The 16,251-nt window shown below is 60.0% G+C and carries 19 protein-coding genes; 13 read left to right on the top strand and 6 right to left on the bottom strand.

The features are described from left to right. Positions 1 to 376: 376 nt before the first annotated feature. Positions 377 to 1,294 carry a nucleotidyl transferase AbiEii/AbiGii toxin family protein gene (locus G8E10_RS25085; RefSeq protein WP_110808045.1) on the bottom strand — a complete coding sequence of 306 codons (918 nt, stop codon included), beginning with the start codon at positions 1,292 to 1,294 and terminating at the stop codon, positions 377 to 379. Next, positions 1,284 to 2,138 carry a type IV toxin-antitoxin system AbiEi family antitoxin domain-containing protein gene (locus G8E10_RS25090; protein WP_425530880.1) on the bottom strand — a complete coding sequence of 285 codons (855 nt, stop codon included), beginning with the start codon at positions 2,136 to 2,138 and terminating at the stop codon, positions 1,284 to 1,286. Before G8E10_RS25090 ends, G8E10_RS25085 begins: the two co-directional genes overlap by 11 nt. Before the next feature lie 443 nt (positions 2,139 to 2,581). Between G8E10_RS25090 and G8E10_RS25095 the strand changes: the two genes are divergently transcribed. Then, complete coding sequence (locus G8E10_RS25095) at positions 2,582 to 2,863, top strand: DUF427 domain-containing protein (protein WP_110808044.1); 282 nt, start codon at positions 2,582 to 2,584, stop codon at positions 2,861 to 2,863. 358 nt (positions 2,864 to 3,221) lie between these two features. Here G8E10_RS25095 and G8E10_RS25100 read toward each other — a convergent pair whose 3' ends face one another. Then, the gene (locus G8E10_RS25100) at positions 3,222 to 4,124 is read right to left on the bottom strand and encodes a LysR family transcriptional regulator (RefSeq protein WP_110808043.1); all 903 of its coding nucleotides are present in this window, start codon (positions 4,122 to 4,124) and stop codon (positions 3,222 to 3,224) included. A gap of 109 nt (positions 4,125 to 4,233) precedes the next feature. Between G8E10_RS25100 and G8E10_RS25105 the strand changes: the two genes are divergently transcribed. From G8E10_RS25105 to G8E10_RS25115, 3 genes are read left to right on the top strand one after another with little or no spacing between them, the layout of a single operon-like run. Next, entirely contained in the window at positions 4,234 to 4,956 is a 723-nt protein-coding gene (locus G8E10_RS25105; RefSeq protein WP_110808042.1) for an SDR family oxidoreductase, read from the top strand. 38 nt (positions 4,957 to 4,994) lie between these two features. After that, on the top strand, positions 4,995 to 5,516 hold the full coding sequence (locus G8E10_RS25110) for a carboxymuconolactone decarboxylase family protein (protein ID WP_110808041.1): 522 nt from the start codon (positions 4,995 to 4,997) through the stop codon (positions 5,514 to 5,516). Further along, entirely contained in the window at positions 5,513 to 5,866 is a 354-nt protein-coding gene (locus G8E10_RS25115) for an Atu4866 domain-containing protein (protein ID WP_110808040.1), read from the top strand. The genes G8E10_RS25110 and G8E10_RS25115 overlap by 4 nt, the downstream gene beginning before the upstream one ends. 554 nt (positions 5,867 to 6,420) lie before the next feature. Here the strand turns inward: G8E10_RS25115 and G8E10_RS25120 are convergent. Then, on the bottom strand, positions 6,421 to 7,341 hold the full coding sequence (locus G8E10_RS25120; protein ID WP_110808039.1) for a LysR family transcriptional regulator: 921 nt from the start codon (positions 7,339 to 7,341) through the stop codon (positions 6,421 to 6,423). Between the two features lie 111 nt (positions 7,342 to 7,452). Between G8E10_RS25120 and G8E10_RS25125 the strand changes: the two genes are divergently transcribed. The 5 genes from G8E10_RS25125 to G8E10_RS25145 all read left to right on the top strand — a co-directional run bounded on the left by G8E10_RS25125 (position 7,453) and on the right by G8E10_RS25145 (position 11,798). Then, positions 7,453 to 8,142 (top strand): phosphoribosyltransferase family protein, encoded by a 690-nt coding sequence (locus tag G8E10_RS25125; RefSeq protein WP_110808038.1) that lies wholly within the window; start codon positions 7,453 to 7,455, stop codon positions 8,140 to 8,142. A 229-nt stretch (positions 8,143 to 8,371) separates the two neighbouring features. After that, entirely contained in the window at positions 8,372 to 8,944 is a 573-nt protein-coding gene (locus tag G8E10_RS25130) for an aminotriazole resistance protein (protein ID WP_110808037.1), read from the top strand. 19 nt (positions 8,945 to 8,963) lie between these two features. Then, complete coding sequence (locus G8E10_RS25135; RefSeq protein ID WP_110808036.1) at positions 8,964 to 10,487, top strand: ATP-binding cassette domain-containing protein; 1,524 nt, start codon at positions 8,964 to 8,966, stop codon at positions 10,485 to 10,487. Next, the gene (locus G8E10_RS25140) at positions 10,484 to 11,164 is read left to right on the top strand and encodes an energy-coupling factor transporter transmembrane component T family protein (protein ID WP_110808035.1); all 681 of its coding nucleotides are present in this window, start codon (positions 10,484 to 10,486) and stop codon (positions 11,162 to 11,164) included. The genes G8E10_RS25135 and G8E10_RS25140 overlap by 4 nt, the downstream gene beginning before the upstream one ends. Beyond that, complete coding sequence (locus G8E10_RS25145) at positions 11,154 to 11,798, top strand: phosphoribosyltransferase family protein (protein WP_110802748.1); 645 nt, start codon at positions 11,154 to 11,156, stop codon at positions 11,796 to 11,798. Before G8E10_RS25140 ends, G8E10_RS25145 begins: the two co-directional genes overlap by 11 nt. Before the next feature lie 114 nt (positions 11,799 to 11,912). Here the strand turns inward: G8E10_RS25145 and G8E10_RS25150 are convergent, their stop codons facing one another. Continuing rightward, positions 11,913 to 12,560: a DUF1109 domain-containing protein gene (locus G8E10_RS25150; protein ID WP_110802749.1), complete on the bottom strand. Its 648-nt coding sequence runs from the start codon at positions 12,558 to 12,560 to the stop codon at positions 11,913 to 11,915. After that, entirely contained in the window at positions 12,544 to 13,101 is a 558-nt protein-coding gene (locus G8E10_RS25155) for a sigma-70 family RNA polymerase sigma factor (protein WP_110802750.1), read from the bottom strand. The genes G8E10_RS25150 and G8E10_RS25155 overlap by 17 nt, the downstream gene beginning before the upstream one ends. 182 nt (positions 13,102 to 13,283) lie before the next feature. On the opposite strand from G8E10_RS25155, the gene G8E10_RS25160 reads away from it, so the two are divergent. The 4 genes from G8E10_RS25160 to G8E10_RS25175 all read left to right on the top strand — a co-directional run bounded on the left by G8E10_RS25160 (position 13,284) and on the right by G8E10_RS25175 (position 16,035). After that, entirely contained in the window at positions 13,284 to 13,535 is a 252-nt protein-coding gene (locus G8E10_RS25160) for a pentapeptide MXKDX repeat protein (protein ID WP_110729561.1), read from the top strand. A gap of 146 nt (positions 13,536 to 13,681) precedes the next feature. Then, positions 13,682 to 14,545 carry a cytochrome b/b6 domain-containing protein gene (locus G8E10_RS25165; protein ID WP_110802751.1) on the top strand — a complete coding sequence of 288 codons (864 nt, stop codon included), beginning with the start codon at positions 13,682 to 13,684 and terminating at the stop codon, positions 14,543 to 14,545. Beyond that, positions 14,542 to 15,318: a molybdopterin-binding protein gene (locus G8E10_RS25170; RefSeq protein ID WP_110808033.1), complete on the top strand. Its 777-nt coding sequence runs from the start codon at positions 14,542 to 14,544 to the stop codon at positions 15,316 to 15,318. Before G8E10_RS25165 ends, G8E10_RS25170 begins: the two co-directional genes overlap by 4 nt. A gap of 99 nt (positions 15,319 to 15,417) precedes the next feature. Beyond that, a complete protein-coding gene (locus tag G8E10_RS25175; RefSeq protein WP_110808032.1) occupies positions 15,418 to 16,035 on the top strand; it encodes a hypothetical protein in 618 nt (205 codons plus the stop codon). The last annotated feature ends 216 nt before the right edge of the window (positions 16,036 to 16,251 follow it).

Below are 16,251 nucleotides of genomic sequence, written 5' to 3' on the forward strand. Positions count from 1 at the left end.
TAGATCGTTGTCACGGACTGTGTCGTGAAACTCGGACGTTGGCTCCGCCTTCGCGACAGACTGAAATGGAACGGTTCTTCCGGGGGTAGTCGGTCCCGCCTTCCGCTTTGCGGCGCGATGCTAAGGCTCCTGCGGCTTCCCGTTTTCCGGGCGAACCGTGTCGAGAATTCCCGCTTTCCCGACCTGTTCGGCCGGCGCGATGCTGAAAGCTCCGATGCTCTTCTATGTTTTGCTCCAGGCTTTGCGCGCGCCTGCAAGTGGTGCGTATCGCATGACTTACCAGCGAGCGTTCCGTCGTTTCACAAAGTGTCAGCTGCGTTGGGTCAACACCTGAGTAAGAAGCCTGCGGCCCGCCGAGCTTGAGAATGCAGTGGGCTCAAGCAAACATATTCTCAATCTCCCCTCGCTGCATGGCGTGTTTATCGGGGTTCTGCTGCTTCAGCTTTGTAAGATTGAGCAACTTCCACCGAACTGCCGGTAGTGCCGCTGCCTGCGGCAACCCGATGGCGTCGAAATCCGGCTCCGTGTCATGGAGAGAGAGCAGGAACCGCATCGCTTTATCATCGAGGCGGGTTCGAAGGTCATCTGTCAGCCGAGTTCTTGCGTCTTTGAGCTCAATCAGGCTGACAGGCTCGATGGTCATGCCTTCGAATTCTTTCACGAAGGCTTCTTCGAGTTCGGACAATGACGGATTGATCAGCTCATGCGGCGGGCGGCCGGAGCTTGCGACATAGATGAGGAAGGTCCGAAACAACGCGTCAGTGAGCCCTTCATTGTCGTAGAGCAGCTTCACGTCGAAGAGATCGCGCGGGTGCTGGCGGTCCACGGCGGCATGAAGCTTGCCACCAAACAGATCCTCGAAGGACACGACCTGCATTTCGGCAAAGCCGAACGCCTCGGCCACGCCATCCGTGATCGCCCGCAGTTCCGGAGGATGCACCGTTCCACGCGCGACCGGCGAGGTCTCGATCTTGATTTCGGTCGTACCCTGCCGGACGAGCACGCGCGTGTCGTTGTTGCCACCTCCAGCGATACGCTGGACATCGACGCCGCGCAGGTTTTTCAGCAGGTCGTCGCGAATGCGGTCAAGCGCGGCGTCGATACCGCTGAGCGTTGTTTCCCGATCCTCGATGGGAAGGTAGGTGAGATCGATATCGACCGACAAGCGAGGCATATCCCTGTAGAATAGGTTGATGGCCGTTCCCCCCTTGAGAGCGAAGACATCCTGCCGCGCGATATAGGGCAACGTCCGGACGAGCAGTTCGACCTGCCGCATATAGCGATCACGCGCCATCGACATTCTCCTTTGGCAGCAGGTCGGCAGGGACCGTTACGCGATAAATCGGGTGGAGCCTTCCGCCTGGAACGAGTGCTCGATCGCCCCGTCCCATATCGATCTGCGATCTGTCGATATGCTTGAGCCACGCATGCGCGTGCTTGTCGGCATAGACGAAGAACAGGCGTTTCACCTTTACGCTGCGGCACTGGGTCAACAGCGCAGTCAGCAATTTCGGGCGCAGATTGACCATTCCCTCAAACACCATGTCGATGTTGTGAAAGCTCTCGTTCTTCGGAAGTTCATCGAGAACCTCAAGTATTGCCCGCTCTGCCGATGACATTTTGATAGGCCATCGCCACGGGCTCATGGCCAGTTCCTCATCTGGATCATCAGACAGGCTGAATTCGCTGTTCTCTACGCCGTTGTTCTTGTCGGGGAACAGTCCATGACCTCGTCGGACGAACCTGGCATCGGTTGTCAATGTCATGAGCCAGTCAGGGATATCGGAGCCGTAGAGGTAGACGCGCGTATCGCCGCCGAGCTGCAGGTAGTGGGTATGGCCACGCAATCCGAGCGCGGTCAGACCTCCAACGTGGAATGCATGTCCCATGATCCATTGCGCGGATAACAGGGGGATTTTCCAGCCCGTGACGGCCTGCGTCGTTTCTCTTGCCGAAAATGGGCGTCGGTAGACGCCTGTCGCGATCCGCTCGAGCCAACCCTGTTTGATATACGCCGATATGGATTGCCGTGAGATCGCATGGCGTGCCGTCCAGGCCGCATCGACGATGAAGCCCGGCGGAACCGATTGTATAAGGTACTTTAGCTTTGGCGTCGCCTGTTCATTCATAATGGACATTACTGTACAAGTTCAAAGTTAATATCAAGTTCACTTTAAAACGTTTTGTTTTTGTCAATCAGGAATTGACAAAAATTGGAATCCTCAAAGCCCTGTATCGGGCCCGTTGGCAGCGCCTTGGTTGTGGCGGCACGAAACTCCGCCCCCAAGTTCACTCCGCGCGCAGCATCTGATGCAATCAATGATCACCTGGCCGACACATCGAGCGCTGTACCTGTGCCGATGTCTCGCATTGGAAGACGAAGCAGTTCCCCATTTTCCCGTCATTCCGGTTGATGGCGGGCCGGATGATACGGACGAAGGTCAGTGCGGCGAGATCGAACGCCAATCGTTTTCTGCTGATCGCAGTTAGATCAATACAAACTCTGGCGCCTTGACTGTCGGAGGCGGCTACGATCTTGGTAAGTTCCTATATTTGGACCCACAATGAGGAGATTTCGGTTATGAAAGCGACATGGAACGGGGCGATAATTGCTGAGAGCGACGATACGGTCATCGTTGAGGGCAACCACTATTTTCCGATTGGTTCTGTCAAAAATGAATATTTGAGGTCGAGCCAGAACAAGTCGAGCTGTCCGTGGAAAGGGCAAGCCAGCTACTATACGCTGGAGGTCGACGGCCAGAAAAATGCGGACGCAGCCTGGTTCTATGCCGAACCCAAACCGGCCGCCAATGAGATCAAAGACCGGGTGGCTTTCTGGAAAGGTGTGCAGGTCGGATATTGACCGCGATCCATCAATCACGACAAATGTTATTACTGTCTGCATCCGCTTGTCGCCACCGATTACCCCATCCAAATGCTTTATAGGCGGATAGCGATCGCAGGATCTTTTCGAAGGAAACTGGCCAATTGCACAGTCATTCTTTCGATGGATTAATGGTTGCTCCAATAAGTTGATGTCGCTGGATAATATCTTCATTTCGCCGGTTGTCGTGAGTCCAGATCCTTTCAAGGCGTATGTGTTTCGCTGTCCGTGTATTCAAAATCGTGGTAGCTAAGGCCATGGCGAGATTGCACTTGCCAAGCTCTCGAAAAATTCGCGTGCACTGCCTTTTCTACAACCTGTGATGCCATAACCGCATTCATCCTGCCGCTGAGCGCAAGCCCCGTACATGTTCCACCAGCGCTTTCAGTTTTGGCGCCATGTTGCGGCGGTTCGGATAGTAAAGAAAAAAGCCGGGAAAGCGTGGGCAGAATTCTTCCAGGATCGACACGAGTTCACCGCGTGCGATCGCCGGCCGAAAACTGTCCTCCATACCGAAGGTAATCCCCGCGCCTGCTGCCGCGAGCTGGATCATCAGCGCCATATCTGAGGTCGTGATCGTATCCGCCACCGCCACCGAGAACTCCCGGCCGTCCTCTTCGAACTCCCAGCGGTACGGGGCGAGGCTCGCCGCCCGACGCCAGCCGATGCAACGGCGGCTTGCAAGTTCGCTGGGGTGGCATGGCGTCCCAAACTGTTCGAGATAGTCCGGCGACGCCACGGCTAGTTGGCGCTGCTGACCCGACACCGGCACGGCGACCATATCCTGGGCAATCACTTCCCCGAGCCTCACTCCCGCATCATATCCTTCCGCGACGATATCGAACTCTTCGTCGGTAACGGTCACATGCATTGTGACCTCCGGGTTTTCCGCCAGAAAGGATGCCAGCAGCGGCCCAGACAGAAAGCTCTCGGCAATTGATGAAACCGCAAGCGTCAGCCGCCCACGCGGCTGCCCGCGAAGGTTCGCGGCCGCCTCTATGGCGCCCCTCATATCGAAAAGTGCCGGAGCCGCCTCGGCATAGAGCCGCTCGCCGGCCTCCGTCAGCCCGACGCTACGGGTCGTACGGCTAACAAGCGCGATACCTACCGTCTCTTCGAGTTTGCGGATCGTCTGGCTAACGGCAGAGCGCGTGACGCCCATCCGGTCGGCAGCAGCGCGAAAACTTTTTTCCTCAGCAACAAGAGCGAACACAGAAAGCGCGTTAAAGTCCGGCAGCATTGGTTAGTGGTCCTTACCTCTCAATGAATAAATAAGCGCCTTATCACGACAATGCCCCAAGCTTATCTTGCTGACAACCGCAACGAAGCGGACGAAAGAGGAGAAAGTCATGGACAAAGTTGTTCTCATCACGGGCGCCTCCAGCGGCATCGGTGTCGGTATTGCCCACGAACTGGCAAAGGCCGGCGCGACCGTCGTGCTCGGTGCCCGCCGTACCGACCGTTTGGAGGCTGTCGCCGAGGAAATTCGTGCGGCCGGCGGCGAGGTCATGACCCGCAAAGTCGATGTAACTGACCGTACCGACGTGGCAGCTTTCGCCAAGGCCGCCCGCCGGGAGTTCGGCCGCGTTGACGTTATCGTCAACAATGCCGGCGTTATGCCGCTTTCGCTGATGGCTTCGTTGAAGGTCGAGGAGTGGGACAGGATGGTCGATGTCAATATCAAGGGCGTCCTCTACGGCATCGCCGCCGTCCTGCAGGAAATGACCGAGCGCGGTTCTGGCCATATCATCAACATCGCCTCGATCGGTGCCCTCACGGTGTCGCCGACGGCGGCTGTCTATTGCGCCACCAAATATGCTGTCCGGGCCATTTCCGATGGCCTTCGCCAGGAAAACGACAAGCTGCGCGTCACCTGCATCCATCCGGGCGTCGTGGAAAGCGAACTGGCCAGCACGATCACCGATCCGACCGCGATCGAAGGCATGAAGACCTACCGCGCCATCGCGCTCACGCCCGATGCCATCGGTCGCGCCGTCCGTTTCGCCATCGAGCAGCCTGAAGATGTCGACGTCAACGAGATCGTCGTGCGCCCAACGAGGGCCGCATCTTAACCGGCCGCTCAGGAGCCAACGAGAAACACGAGATTATCATGTTTCAGCAGATCAGGTCCCATGTCGTGGCGGCGGGCGCCGCCTCCCTTCTCGGCCTCTTTCCCGACGCCGCTCTCGCCCAGACGACGGACGAAAGGCGGGAGCGCGGGGCGGCGGTGGTCCGCAGCTTGAACAACAATACGACGCAGCCAACGCTGGAAGGCATGCGACGGGAATTCCTGTTCCTGGCCGAGGCGACAGAAGCCTATGCGCGGGGCGACGTCTGGTCACGCCCGGGTCTCGACAATCGGACCCGCCAGCTCGCTGCGGTAGCGGCCTTCGCCGCCATCTGCGAGACGGCTTTCATGAGGGTTCATGCCGGCTATGCGCTCAATATCGGTGTGTCGGAGGAAGAGCTCAAAGAAGTCATCTACATGGTGACCGTACCGGCGGGCTTACCCAAAGCAATCGCCGCCTCCCAGGTCTTGGCGCAGCTCTGTGAAGACCGACGTCAAGCCGACAGCGGCGGACCCGCCGAACCAAGCACCGCGACGCCGACACGGGAGGAGGCTCGGCCATGAGTGATCTCATCCTGATCATCGCCACCGCCGCGTCTCTCGGCGCATTGGCTCATATCGCAAAGGCAGAGAACACAATGTCCATCCAATCCAGAACCCAGGCTCAGCCGCAGAACCATGTCTATCTTGGCATGTGGGTCACCGACGACGGCCACATCCGACAGGAACTGCTGCCAACGGGCCGCTACAACGAGGCCCGCGGCAATCGTCAAAGTGCCTATCAGGGCTGTTACGTTGTAACCAGCAATCACATCGACTACTGGGACGACATGGGCTTCACTGCCGACGGCACGTTTGTTGACCAGGACACGCTGCAGCACGGCGGTATGATTTTTTACAGAGAAAAGCCTTAGCTCTGCCAACTTCGTCTCAGCGGCCGTGACGTGCCCTTTACCAACAAAGGAGGGCTTCCGGGATGAGAGCGGCGTCTGTCCTTACGCGATGCCGCTCCTCAAAACTCGAAAATTGATCTCCACCTTAACTTTCCAGTGAGCGCGCATCGATTGAAACACCGAGATACTCGCGGCCAAATCGGTCACTCTACTGCTTGCGGGCGGATGCTGTGAGAGCGCGGGAAGGCTGGTAAATTGGTACGTCTCATACACCTATCCCGCCGCGATGGCCGCTTGTTGTCAATCCCAATCGAAAGGCGGTCAGACATCTGGCGGCCCGAATCTATTATGCTGCCAAGCCTAAGTTAACGCCTGGACGAAACAAATTTCATGCCCATGGGCAATCTGGTGTCAGGGTCGTCGATTTTCATCTCTTCAAGGCCCTGCTGCTGGCGTAGCAGCTTACGCCATGTTTCGGCTATGGCCGTTGACATCGTCAATTGCCGCTGCGGAAGGATGAGGTAGGGCGTTCCTAAGCTGATCTTCGATCACCGCACTTTGCTTAACGCCTAATGTCATTTCTGCCTTTTTTCCAGATCGTCGAAGTATGCCTCAAAATACTGGCGCATCAGAATCGACGTAATTGATGGGCTGCGCTGCGGATCGATGATGAGAGAGAGCGTGAGGGGTGGCAAACCGCGGTCGCTGAAGCGTAGATAGGCGAGACCGTCGTCCCGCTGGACCTGTGCGCCCTGCGACAATGCGATCAGGCCGAATCCCGCACCTTCTCGAACCATCGACCGCATGAGGTCGAGACTATTGGTCGTAAGCACGGGCCGAAGCCGCGTTCCCGTCCGGGCGGCGGCGACATCGACGGCATCGCGAAGATGGGTGCTGGCATCCGGAATGATTGTTGGATTTTGAAAGAACGCCTCAAGCGAGAGGGTCGCCTCCGGTTCGGGTAGCCGGGCGGCCGGCACGACGGCGTGCAGATGAAAAGGGGCGGAGCGGGTGACGGTAACGCCGGGCAAGGGCCGCGGGCTGAACGTCAGCCCGAAATCGGCAAACCCGTCCAGGACAAGTTTACGAACCTGATCGGAGTCGACAACGAGGACATTGTTGCGAATACGGGGATGATCGCGCATGAAGCGGGCCATCGCGCCGGGAAGGAAATCGAATACGGTTTCCTGCGAAACCGCGATTTTGACCTCACCGCGGCGCAGGCCTTTCAGCTGTTCGATCTCGAACGTGATGCGGGCGTAATCCTTGCGCCATCCCTTGACGCCGTGAATGAGGATCTCGCCTGCCGCAGTCAGGCGCATGCCACGCGGCAACCGTTCGAACAGCGCCACGCCCATCTCCTCCTCGGCGCGGATCAACTGCTTGTCGATGGCGGAAGCGGATACGTTCAGTTCCGCCGCCGCCTTCCGGATGGACCCGAGACGGGCGATGGCCTCTAGATATTGGGCAAAACGGGAGAACAGCAGCCTGCTCATGGCAGATCGATGGCCCTGTGTTGAGAAAAAGGAAACGCACCGGACGGATCTTGATGTTTGTAAAAGGCACGCCATCGATTGTCTATAGAGGCTTGCCGATGAAGGACCCACATGAACCCGATCATTCCCGAGACCTTTGGTGTGGATATTGCCGGCGAGACGTTCGACCTTCCGATCATCGCCCTCAGCGATCGGCGCGCCATTGCGCTGCTCATGGTCATCGAGATGGGCGTGCGCTTCGGCGATCTTGTCGGCGATGCGATGGTGGCGCGGTTTGCCGCGCTGAAGCCGGATATTGTGGTGGGCAGCGCGACACTCGGCATCCCCGCGGCAATCGAGGTGTCACGCCGTTTCGGGCTTGACCAGTATGTCATCCTGCAAAAATCGCCCAAATTCCACCTCGCAGAAGCGCTGGTCGAGGACGTCAGGTCTATCACCACCGGCGGCTCCCAGCGGCTTCTGCTCGACAGGCGCTCCATTGCGCTCCTGCAGGGCAAGCGCGTGCTGGTCATCGACGATGTAGTCGCGACGGGCTCCAGCATGGCTGCGGCGATCCGTCTGGTGCGCCGCGCCGGCGCCGAGGTTGTGGGTGCCGGTGCGATCCTTGCAGAGGGACACGCCTGGCGCCACGCGCTGGGCCGGGATGCCGACCTCGTGACCACGCTCGGCCACATCCCGCAGTTCGATATCGTCGACGGCATAGCCATACCAGATGCAGCAACGGAATATACGGCGCGAACAGGCGCAAGCCATGCGTTCGGTCAGGATAATCGGAACGTCGGGAGATGGTCTGCAGGCTAGAGTTCGTCAGGGGATAAAGGGGCACCAGCGTTCCTGAAACGAGAGACAGAAACAAAAAGCGAGGGTCTTTCAGGGCAGACCAAAACTGACCGGACGGACCAGCGGACAACAGAAAAGCAAGCGGACGGCTCATCAGCCCAACCGCCTTCGACAGACCATAAGGGAGGTCTCAAGGGGCGCGCGCCATGCCCGAAGACCTGTCTATCTTAACGCAAGGGGAACTATGAAAATGCAACAGACAACTCTCTCACACAGTGACGGCAACACGCTCTTTCCGCTCGTGCTGTCCATTGTCGCGGCCGCTGCCACCGGTGTGCTCTGGGCCTATGCCAATCCGATCCAGCTCGTGCCTGGCGTCATCCAGTGGCGGATTTTCGCCTTCCTTCCGCCGCTGATTGGCATTCTGCTCGGCTGGCGTAGCGGCTTCATCTGCGGCTACCTCGGCACGATCGTCTGGTCGCTTCTCGCCGGCACGTTCATTCCCGCCCATTCACTGATCGTCGACGGCATCATGGTCGGCCTGACGGGCCTTGCTCCGGGCCTCCTGTTTGATCCGGCAAAGACCACTTTCGACCGCACGGTCCTCGTCAAGATCGCGCTTGCCTGCCTTGCCGTTGGCATCGTCATGGTCGCCGCCGTGTCCGCAAGCCTTGCATATCTTGGCATCTTCCCGTTCTGGTGGGCCTTCGGTTACATCGGCCTGTCCGACATTGTGCCCATGGTCATCGGTACGCCGCTGCTGATTGTCCCGGCCATGAAGATCCTGAAAAGCGCCCACCCGGCGGGCTTCAAGCGCTTCTGAGACCAACCGGACAGATCAAGTGCTCAAGATTACCAGCCTTCGTCTCGGTTTCGGCGGTCCCGATCCCGTGATCGCCGAGACGGACTGTCATCTCGAAGAGAGCCAGCGGCTCCTGATCTGTGGCGAGGCCGGCAGTGGTAAGACGACGTTTCTTGCCGCTGCTGCCGGCCTCATTCCGCGCCTCCTACCGATCCCCGACCATGCGGGCGACGTCACCCTGATGGGCCGCCCGATCGCGACCTTCGACAAGACCGAGCTCTTTTCCACCATAGCCTTCGTCTCTCAGAACATCGACGATCAGCTCTGGGACCTCTGCGTGGAGGATGTCATTGCCTTTCCCCTCGAAAACCGGGGCGTCGAGAAACAGGTGATCCGCGAGCGGTTGCGCACACTGATCGCGGCCTTCGGGATCGAAGCCCTATGCGGGCGCCGGGTGCTGACGCTGTCCGGCGGCGAGCGGCGCATGGTGGCGATCGCCGCGGCCCTTGCGGCAAGCCCCTTGATCCTAGTAATGGACGAGCCCACAACCGGCCTCGACCCGGCGGCCCGGGCGCGGCTTGCAGCACTTCTGCAAACGGTGGCGAGTTCCGTCTCGGCCCTCCTGGTGGCCGAGCAGGATCCGCTGGCACTCCTGTCGGTGATCGACCGGATTGCGCTCCTGTCCGATCGCCACCTTTCGCAGCCCGTTCCCCCTGCCAACATCGTGCCGCTCGATAACCCCTGGCGCAACGCGGGCCTGTTGCCGCCGCTACGGCAACGCTCCGAGCGTCCACCCGCTATCCTCGGGCGGCCTCTGCTGGAGGTACGCGGCCTCACCACGCGGCTGGCACGTCCTGACGGCCAGCCGGTTCTCAAGGGGGTGGATGTCGAGATCCGCGCCAGCGAGGTTCTGGCCCTGATCGGGCGCAACGGCGCGGGCAAGACGACGCTCTTCAAGGCAATCCTCGGCCTTGAGAAGATCGCATCCGGTGCGCTCGTCCTCGACAGGGAGGCCGCCAACTCGTGGACGGTCGCCGCCAGGGCGCGCAAGATTGCCTATATACCGCAGAACATGCGGCACATCCTGTTCAACATGACGGTGACCGGCGAGGTGATCTTCGCCATCACCGCCGCAAGCGCCACCTCGACGGATCCCAACATTCTCGCGCGGGCCGCAGCGGCGCTCGATCGTTACGGCCTGTCGGGCTTTGCCGAGGCCAACCCGTTCGTTCTGTCGGCCCGCCAGCAGGCGCTGCTCGGCCTCGCCTGCGCGGATGCGGCCGGCGCGCTGATCACCATCGTCGACGAACCCCTGCTGGCCCGCGACCTCAAGGGGCGGCGCATGCTCGATCTCTTCATTGCCACCCTGCAGGAAAGTGGTCGATCCGTCATGCTGATCTCGCACGATCTCGAACTGGTGGACGATGTGGCGACCCGCATGATGATCCTCGACGACGGCGCGATCGCGTTTGATGGCACGCTCAACGAAGGCTGGGAGAGCGCAACCTTCCGCCAGCTCGGTTGGCCGCCGCCCTATCGCCAGATGGCCGGAGAGATCGGATGAACCGGCTGCACGAGATCAATTTCTTCTTCAAGCTGGCCTTTGCCTTTTCGGTGATGCTGGTCGCCTGGCTGGTGCCTGGCTGGCGCTTTGGCCTGCCGTTTGCCGTTCTCACCGTCGCCTTCCTGTGGCTTGCCGGCGTGCCTGGCCTGCGCGGCTACATCAAGGGCGCGCTGCTGCTGTCGGGCATGGTCGTTGTCAGTTGGTTGGTGAACCTCTGGCTGCAGGGCGCAACGACAGCTGAAGCCCTGCCGATTGCCGCCGGCATGGCTGCGCGCCTCGTGACGACCACGGCCGCCTTCTTCTTCGTCATGGAAACCAGCACGCCCGGCTCGATCCTTGCAGCGTCAAGCGCTGCGCGGCTGCCGCCGGTCGTTACGCTTGTCCTGTCGCTGACCTTCGGCATCATCCCCATGCTGCGCGACGATTTCGAGCGCATCGCCGATGCCCAGCGCGCACGCGGCATGGAGATCGACGACGTGAGCCTGCCGACGAAACTGCGGTTTGCGCTTGCGCGCGGCATTCCGCTTCTCGTCCAGGCCATTCGCATGGCGCACGCCATTTCCTTTTCTCTTTCCATTTACGGGTTCGACCTCAAACAAAAGCGAACCACATGGCGCATTGTCGGCCCGATGGTCGAGCCTCGCATGAACATGAAGGACAAAGCCGATGACAACTGACCCCGCAGACGCAAAAACGGACCCGGCAACCGGACAAAGCTGGCGGGTGGACGTCGCCGGCTGGCCCATCGATCTGCCAATCGTGGCGATCAAGCCGGACTTTGCCATTTCGCTGATGATGGTGATTGATCTCGGTGTCAAATTCGGCGAGCATATCGGACAGGCACTGGCGGCCAAACTCAAGCCGCTCGAGCCCGACATCATCGTCGGCGCGGCGACGCTCGGGATTCCGGTTGCCATCGACGTCACCCGTGCCCTCGGCCTCGACGCCTATGTCATTCTGCAGAAATCGCCGAAACTCCATCTCGCAAACGCGCTGGAACAGCGGATTTCATCGATCACCTCCAAGGGCGAGCAGCGCCTTCTCCTCGACCGTGCGGCGGTTCCGCTGTTGAAGGGCAAGCGCGTCGTCGTCGTCGACGACGTCGTCGCATCCGGCTCCAGCATGAAAGGCTCGCTGGATCTCGTGCGCAAGGCAGGCGCCGAGGTGGTCGGCATTGGCGTTATTCTGACGGAGGCGACCGACTGGAAGCAGATACTGGGTGCCGACGAACCCCTCGTCCGTAGCCTTGCACACATTCCCCAGTTTTCACCCGGCCACGACGGCAACTGGGAACCGATTGCCGGCACCTGACGTCTGGGGGCTGTGATCCGTGGTAAGAGCCAATAAAAAGCGCTGGTCCCAGCACTAAAAAGGTGCGCCGTGATATGCTGCTGCGGGGATGACTTTGACGTTTTTTCTCAAACCTCACCACCGTAGCCAAAGCCGTCCCATCAAGCCGCCGATTGCTGCGCACAGCACGATGCCGAGCGTGTACCAAAGGGCAACGAAGGCCAAGCCGTTCTCGATGCAGCCCCAGCTGTAGACCCACGCCCCAAGCGCGCCGGCGGTCATGCCTGCAATGGTTCCACCGAAGGTCGGCGATGTCGGGGCGCTTTTGCGCAGGAACCAGAATACCGCGGCCATCATTGGTGCTCCTGTCGCAAGGATGATCAGTGGGCAGAACCAGGCGGAGATGCCCATGACGAGCCTCCGGCTTTCTTCTGGAGAGGATGACTGGCGTATCTGCACCACTGCCATGACGACCAGAAGCGCGTAGACAATCGAGAGGGGAACGGCTGCTCCGATTGGCCGTCCGCCGGGGCGCGCGACAGCCATCAGGGTGCTGAGCCCGATGATGGCGAGCAGCAGCGGATAGGCGGATTTTATCCAGAAGGCGGGTAGGGACAAGGCGGCGCTAAGATCCGGGCGCAGCCCGTGGCCGAGAAGGATCAGCGCTGCCGAGAGCAGCATGCCCGGCATCAGCGCTCCGACGAGAAGCCTCCCGAGCGCATCCTTGCGCACCGGCCGGAGATCCCGCACGAGATCGTCGATCAGCTCATTCACCTTTGCCATGATCGCCTCTCAATCTTGCTGCCAGTGCCTTGATACCTCTGTGGATGCTGACCTTGACCGTCGCCTCCGACCGTCCCGAATGCAGGGCGGCCTCGGCGATGGACCGACCGTCGAGCCGTACCTGTCGGATCGCCTCCGCCTGCCACGCGGGAAGGACGGCCAGCAGCCTTTGAATGTCTATCTGTGCGGCCACCGCATCCTCGCGGTAGCCGTCCGGGATGGCTTCCACAGCATCCAGCCCGACGTGACCACGTCCACCCGTCCTGCGGTGATGATCCACTAGCTTGTGCCGGGCGATAGTAAAAAACCATGCCGTGAAAGGTCGCTCCCGATCATACGTTATCCGCCGCTGGTGCAGCGCGAGCAGCGTCTCCTGCACTAGGTCGTCCACATCCGTTTTGTCCGCCCGGGCAAGGCGTCGCCCGTAGTAGTGTTCCAGCAGGTGCCGGAGCACATCAAGTAGGCACCGATAGGCCTTCTCGTCCCCATCAAGGGACAAGAGCATCAGCACCTTCAGCTCGGACTCGGTTACATCTGTCATGTCTCTGGGAGGCTCATACGGTGCAGTGCAGAAACGGTTACAGTGCATCTTGAAAAAAGCGAGCGAATTCCCGGTACGATCACATCGGCGTGATGCCTGTAACCGGATCAGCGTCTGGTCCGAATGAGTTTCCCGTGACCGTCGACGCAGTCCGCGTCCTGCACATCACCAGGAGATCCATCATGACCTATCGCCTCATGACCGCCACCGCCGCTATCATTCTGGGCCTCACCCTCTCGTTCGGTGCGACACAGGCCCAGACCAGCACGGACGCCATGAAGAAGCCGGACGCGATGAAGACCGAGGCCATGAAGCCTGATGCCATGAAACACGACGCCATGAAAGGCACCAAGGCCGACTGCACCAACAAGGCCGACATGGAAAAGGACAGCATGAAGAAAGCCGACATGATGAAGGGCTGCGACGCCATGTAAGTACTCCCGCTGCAGTGATCTTCGTCGTTTCCCGGTTCGTAGAACGTTCTGCAAGAGCCGGGGAACGACGTTTCCGGATCAGCCTTCGGACACGCAAGGTAGGTCTTGGTCACTGTCACGATATCACCGACCTCGGAGGGAACGTCATGTTCGGCTCATCTTCCACGACATCCGGTCAGCAAACGCTGATCCGCCGTCACAGCCTGACCGTGCGGCTGTCGCACTGGCTGAACGTGCTTGCAATGACAGTCCTTCTCGCTAGCGGATTGCAGATCTTCAATGCGCATCCGAGCCTATACTGGGGTCAGTATGGCGCCGATGACGATCCGTCTGTCCTGTCTCTGCAAGCCTTCGAGAACGATGGCGGTTTGAAGGGCGTCACGCGCGTCGGCCCTCTCTCGCTCGACACCACGGGCGTGCTCGGTGTGTCCGAGGTCGATGGCGAACCCACGGCGCGTGGCTTCCCAGCCTGGATCACGCTTCCCAGCTATCAGGATCTCGCCACGGGGCGTCGCTGGCACTTCTTTTTCGCCTGGGCCTTCGTCATCAACGGTCTTGTCTATCTCGCCTATGGCTTTGTATCGCGGCATTTCCGGCGCGATCTCGTGCCGACGAAAGCCGAGCTGACGCTCGCCCATCTCGGCCATGAGATCGCCGACCATTCCCGGCTGCGGTTTCCCAAGGGTGAGGAGGCGCGCCACTACAACGCCCTCCAGAAGATAACGTATCTCGTCGTCATCTTCCTAATGCTTCCGGGCATGATCCTGACCGGCCTCACCATGTCGCCGGGCTTCAACGCGTTCGCGCCCTTCCTGCTCGATCTCTTCGGTGGTCGGCAGTCCGCCCGCACGCTCCACTTCATCTTCGCGACATCGCTCGTTGCCTTCGTCGTCGTCCATATCGCCATGGTGCTGGCATCCGGCGTCTTCAACAACATGCGCTCCATGATCACGGGCCGCTACGCGATCCGTACGGAACCATCCCTCAAGGCATCAAAGACCGCGCCATGAACAATTTTCTCACTCGCCGCCGGTTTCTCATCGGCTCCACGTTGACCGCCTCGACGCTCGGTCTCGCCGGCTGCGACGCGCTGGTCGAAAACGGTAATGTCCAATCTGTAATCAAGATGGCGGAAAGCCTGACCATGCGGACGCAGCGGTTTTTGATTGGCGACACGGCGCTGGCACGTGAGTTCAGCGTGAGCGAGATCTCGCCGACGTTTCGTGCCAACGGAACCTCCATGCCGGACGGCGCAGAATACCAGTCGCTTCTCGCAAGCCACTTCGCGCAGTGGCAACTGCACGTCGGAGGGCTCGTCGAGCGCCCGGCAAGCATCTCGCTCGCCGCATTGAAGGCGATGCCGGCGCGCACGCAGATCACCCGGCACGACTGCGTCGAAGGTTGGAGTGCGATCGGCCAGTGGACGGGTGTGCCTCTTGGTGACGTGCTGCGCGCCGCAGGCCTGAAGAAGGACGCTCGCTACATCGCATTCCACTGTGCCGACGAATACGAAAAGACCCTCGACGGCAGCGGCTGGTATTATGAGAGCATCGACCTCGTCGATGCCTTCCACCCCCAGACCATCCTTGCCTATGCCATGAACGGCCGCGACCTGGAGGTGCCGCACGGCGCACCTTTGCGGCTAAGGGTCGAGCGGCAGCTCGGCTATAAGCAGGCGAAATATGTCATGCGCATCGAGGCCGTTGCCGATCTCAAGAACCTCTATGGCGGCAATGGCGGCTTCTGGGAGGATCGCGGCTACGAATGGTACGCCGGGATCTGAGGTTCTGCAGGCGGTCGAAACCGACCAGCCTTGCGAAACCGGCGAATAACACCCCGCATTCGCCGGACGTGACGACAGGGGATAAACAAGGAATGACACATGTCCTATCTCTCAAAAACCAGCATCGCGGCGCTGACGGGTGTCTTGATGGGCGCAACGCTCAGCACAGCCGTTCAGGCGGCCGACCAGATCCGGGTGCGCGGCGTCGTGGAAAGCCTCGAAGGCAATATGCTGTCGGTAAAAACCCGCGAGGGTACCGATGCGAAGATCATGCTGACCGACGGTTGGAAGGTCTCCAGCGTCGCCAAGGCCTCCATCGACGACATCAAGACCGGCGACTTTGTCGGCATTGCATCGTTGCCGACGGCCGAAGGCGGCGATGGTGCGCTCGAAGTGCTGATTTTCCCCGCAGCCATGAAGGGCACGGGCGAAGGGAGCTATGCCTGGGACCTGAAGCCGAACAGCTCGATGACGAACGCGACCGTTGCCAACGCCGTCAAATCCGTCGATGGCCAGACAGTGACGGTGACCTACAAGGGCAAGGAAAAGAAGATATCCATCCCCGCGGGCACGCCGGTCGTGACATTCGCACAGGCTGTTGAAGCAGATCTGAAGAGCGGCGCCACGGTATTCGTGCCGTCCGAGAAGGCCGCCGACGGCTCGATCTCAAGCAGCCGCGTCGTGGTTGGCACCAACGGAGTTCAGCCGCCGATGTAAGGCGTAAGCATATCTCGCCGCGAGCTTCATTTGCTTGCGGCGGGGTAACCGAGTTCGGTAGTCTAAGTGATACCTGCAAAATCTATGTCATACCAACCTCCATTGATGCTGACTCTCGGGGTTCCCAAAAGCCGACGAATCTGAATCGGTAGCGCAAACAGGAGGTTTGCGATGGGTTCAGCAATTTCTTTGCGATCAGACTTTCGCGGGGACGGG

This window comes from Ferranicluibacter rubi, from assembly GCF_011603255.1.
In the GTDB taxonomy this organism is placed as follows: domain Bacteria; phylum Pseudomonadota; class Alphaproteobacteria; order Rhizobiales; family Rhizobiaceae; genus Ferranicluibacter; species Ferranicluibacter rubi.

Coding starts and splice junctions, on each gene's coding strand:
- G8E10_RS25175 (WP_110808032.1), top strand. CDS start 15,418: ATGTCCTATCTCTCAAAAACCAGCATCGCGGCGCTGACGGGTGTCTTG.
- G8E10_RS25125 (WP_110808038.1), top strand. CDS start 7,453: ATGAACCCGATCATTCCCGAGACCTTTGGTGTGGATATTGCCGGCGAG.
- G8E10_RS25090 (WP_425530880.1), bottom strand. CDS start 2,138: ATGTCCATTATGAATGAACAGGCGACGCCAAAGCTAAAGTACCTTATA.
- G8E10_RS25170 (WP_110808033.1), top strand. CDS start 14,542: ATGAACAATTTTCTCACTCGCCGCCGGTTTCTCATCGGCTCCACGTTG.
- G8E10_RS25155 (WP_110802750.1), bottom strand. CDS start 13,101: ATGACAGATGTAACCGAGTCCGAGCTGAAGGTGCTGATGCTCTTGTCC.
- G8E10_RS25105 (WP_110808042.1), top strand. CDS start 4,234: ATGGACAAAGTTGTTCTCATCACGGGCGCCTCCAGCGGCATCGGTGTC.
- G8E10_RS25130 (WP_110808037.1), top strand. CDS start 8,372: ATGCAACAGACAACTCTCTCACACAGTGACGGCAACACGCTCTTTCCG.
- G8E10_RS25115 (WP_110808040.1), top strand. CDS start 5,513: ATGAGTGATCTCATCCTGATCATCGCCACCGCCGCGTCTCTCGGCGCA.
- G8E10_RS25150 (WP_110802749.1), bottom strand. CDS start 12,560: ATGGCAAAGGTGAATGAGCTGATCGACGATCTCGTGCGGGATCTCCGG.
- G8E10_RS25165 (WP_110802751.1), top strand. CDS start 13,682: ATGTTCGGCTCATCTTCCACGACATCCGGTCAGCAAACGCTGATCCGC.
- G8E10_RS25140 (WP_110808035.1), top strand. CDS start 10,484: ATGAACCGGCTGCACGAGATCAATTTCTTCTTCAAGCTGGCCTTTGCC.
- G8E10_RS25085 (WP_110808045.1), bottom strand. CDS start 1,294: ATGGCGCGTGATCGCTATATGCGGCAGGTCGAACTGCTCGTCCGGACG.
- G8E10_RS25100 (WP_110808043.1), bottom strand. CDS start 4,124: ATGCTGCCGGACTTTAACGCGCTTTCTGTGTTCGCTCTTGTTGCTGAG.
- G8E10_RS25095 (WP_110808044.1), top strand. CDS start 2,582: ATGAAAGCGACATGGAACGGGGCGATAATTGCTGAGAGCGACGATACG.
- G8E10_RS25145 (WP_110802748.1), top strand. CDS start 11,154: ATGACAACTGACCCCGCAGACGCAAAAACGGACCCGGCAACCGGACAA.
- G8E10_RS25120 (WP_110808039.1), bottom strand. CDS start 7,341: ATGAGCAGGCTGCTGTTCTCCCGTTTTGCCCAATATCTAGAGGCCATC.
- G8E10_RS25110 (WP_110808041.1), top strand. CDS start 4,995: ATGTTTCAGCAGATCAGGTCCCATGTCGTGGCGGCGGGCGCCGCCTCC.
- G8E10_RS25160 (WP_110729561.1), top strand. CDS start 13,284: ATGACCTATCGCCTCATGACCGCCACCGCCGCTATCATTCTGGGCCTC.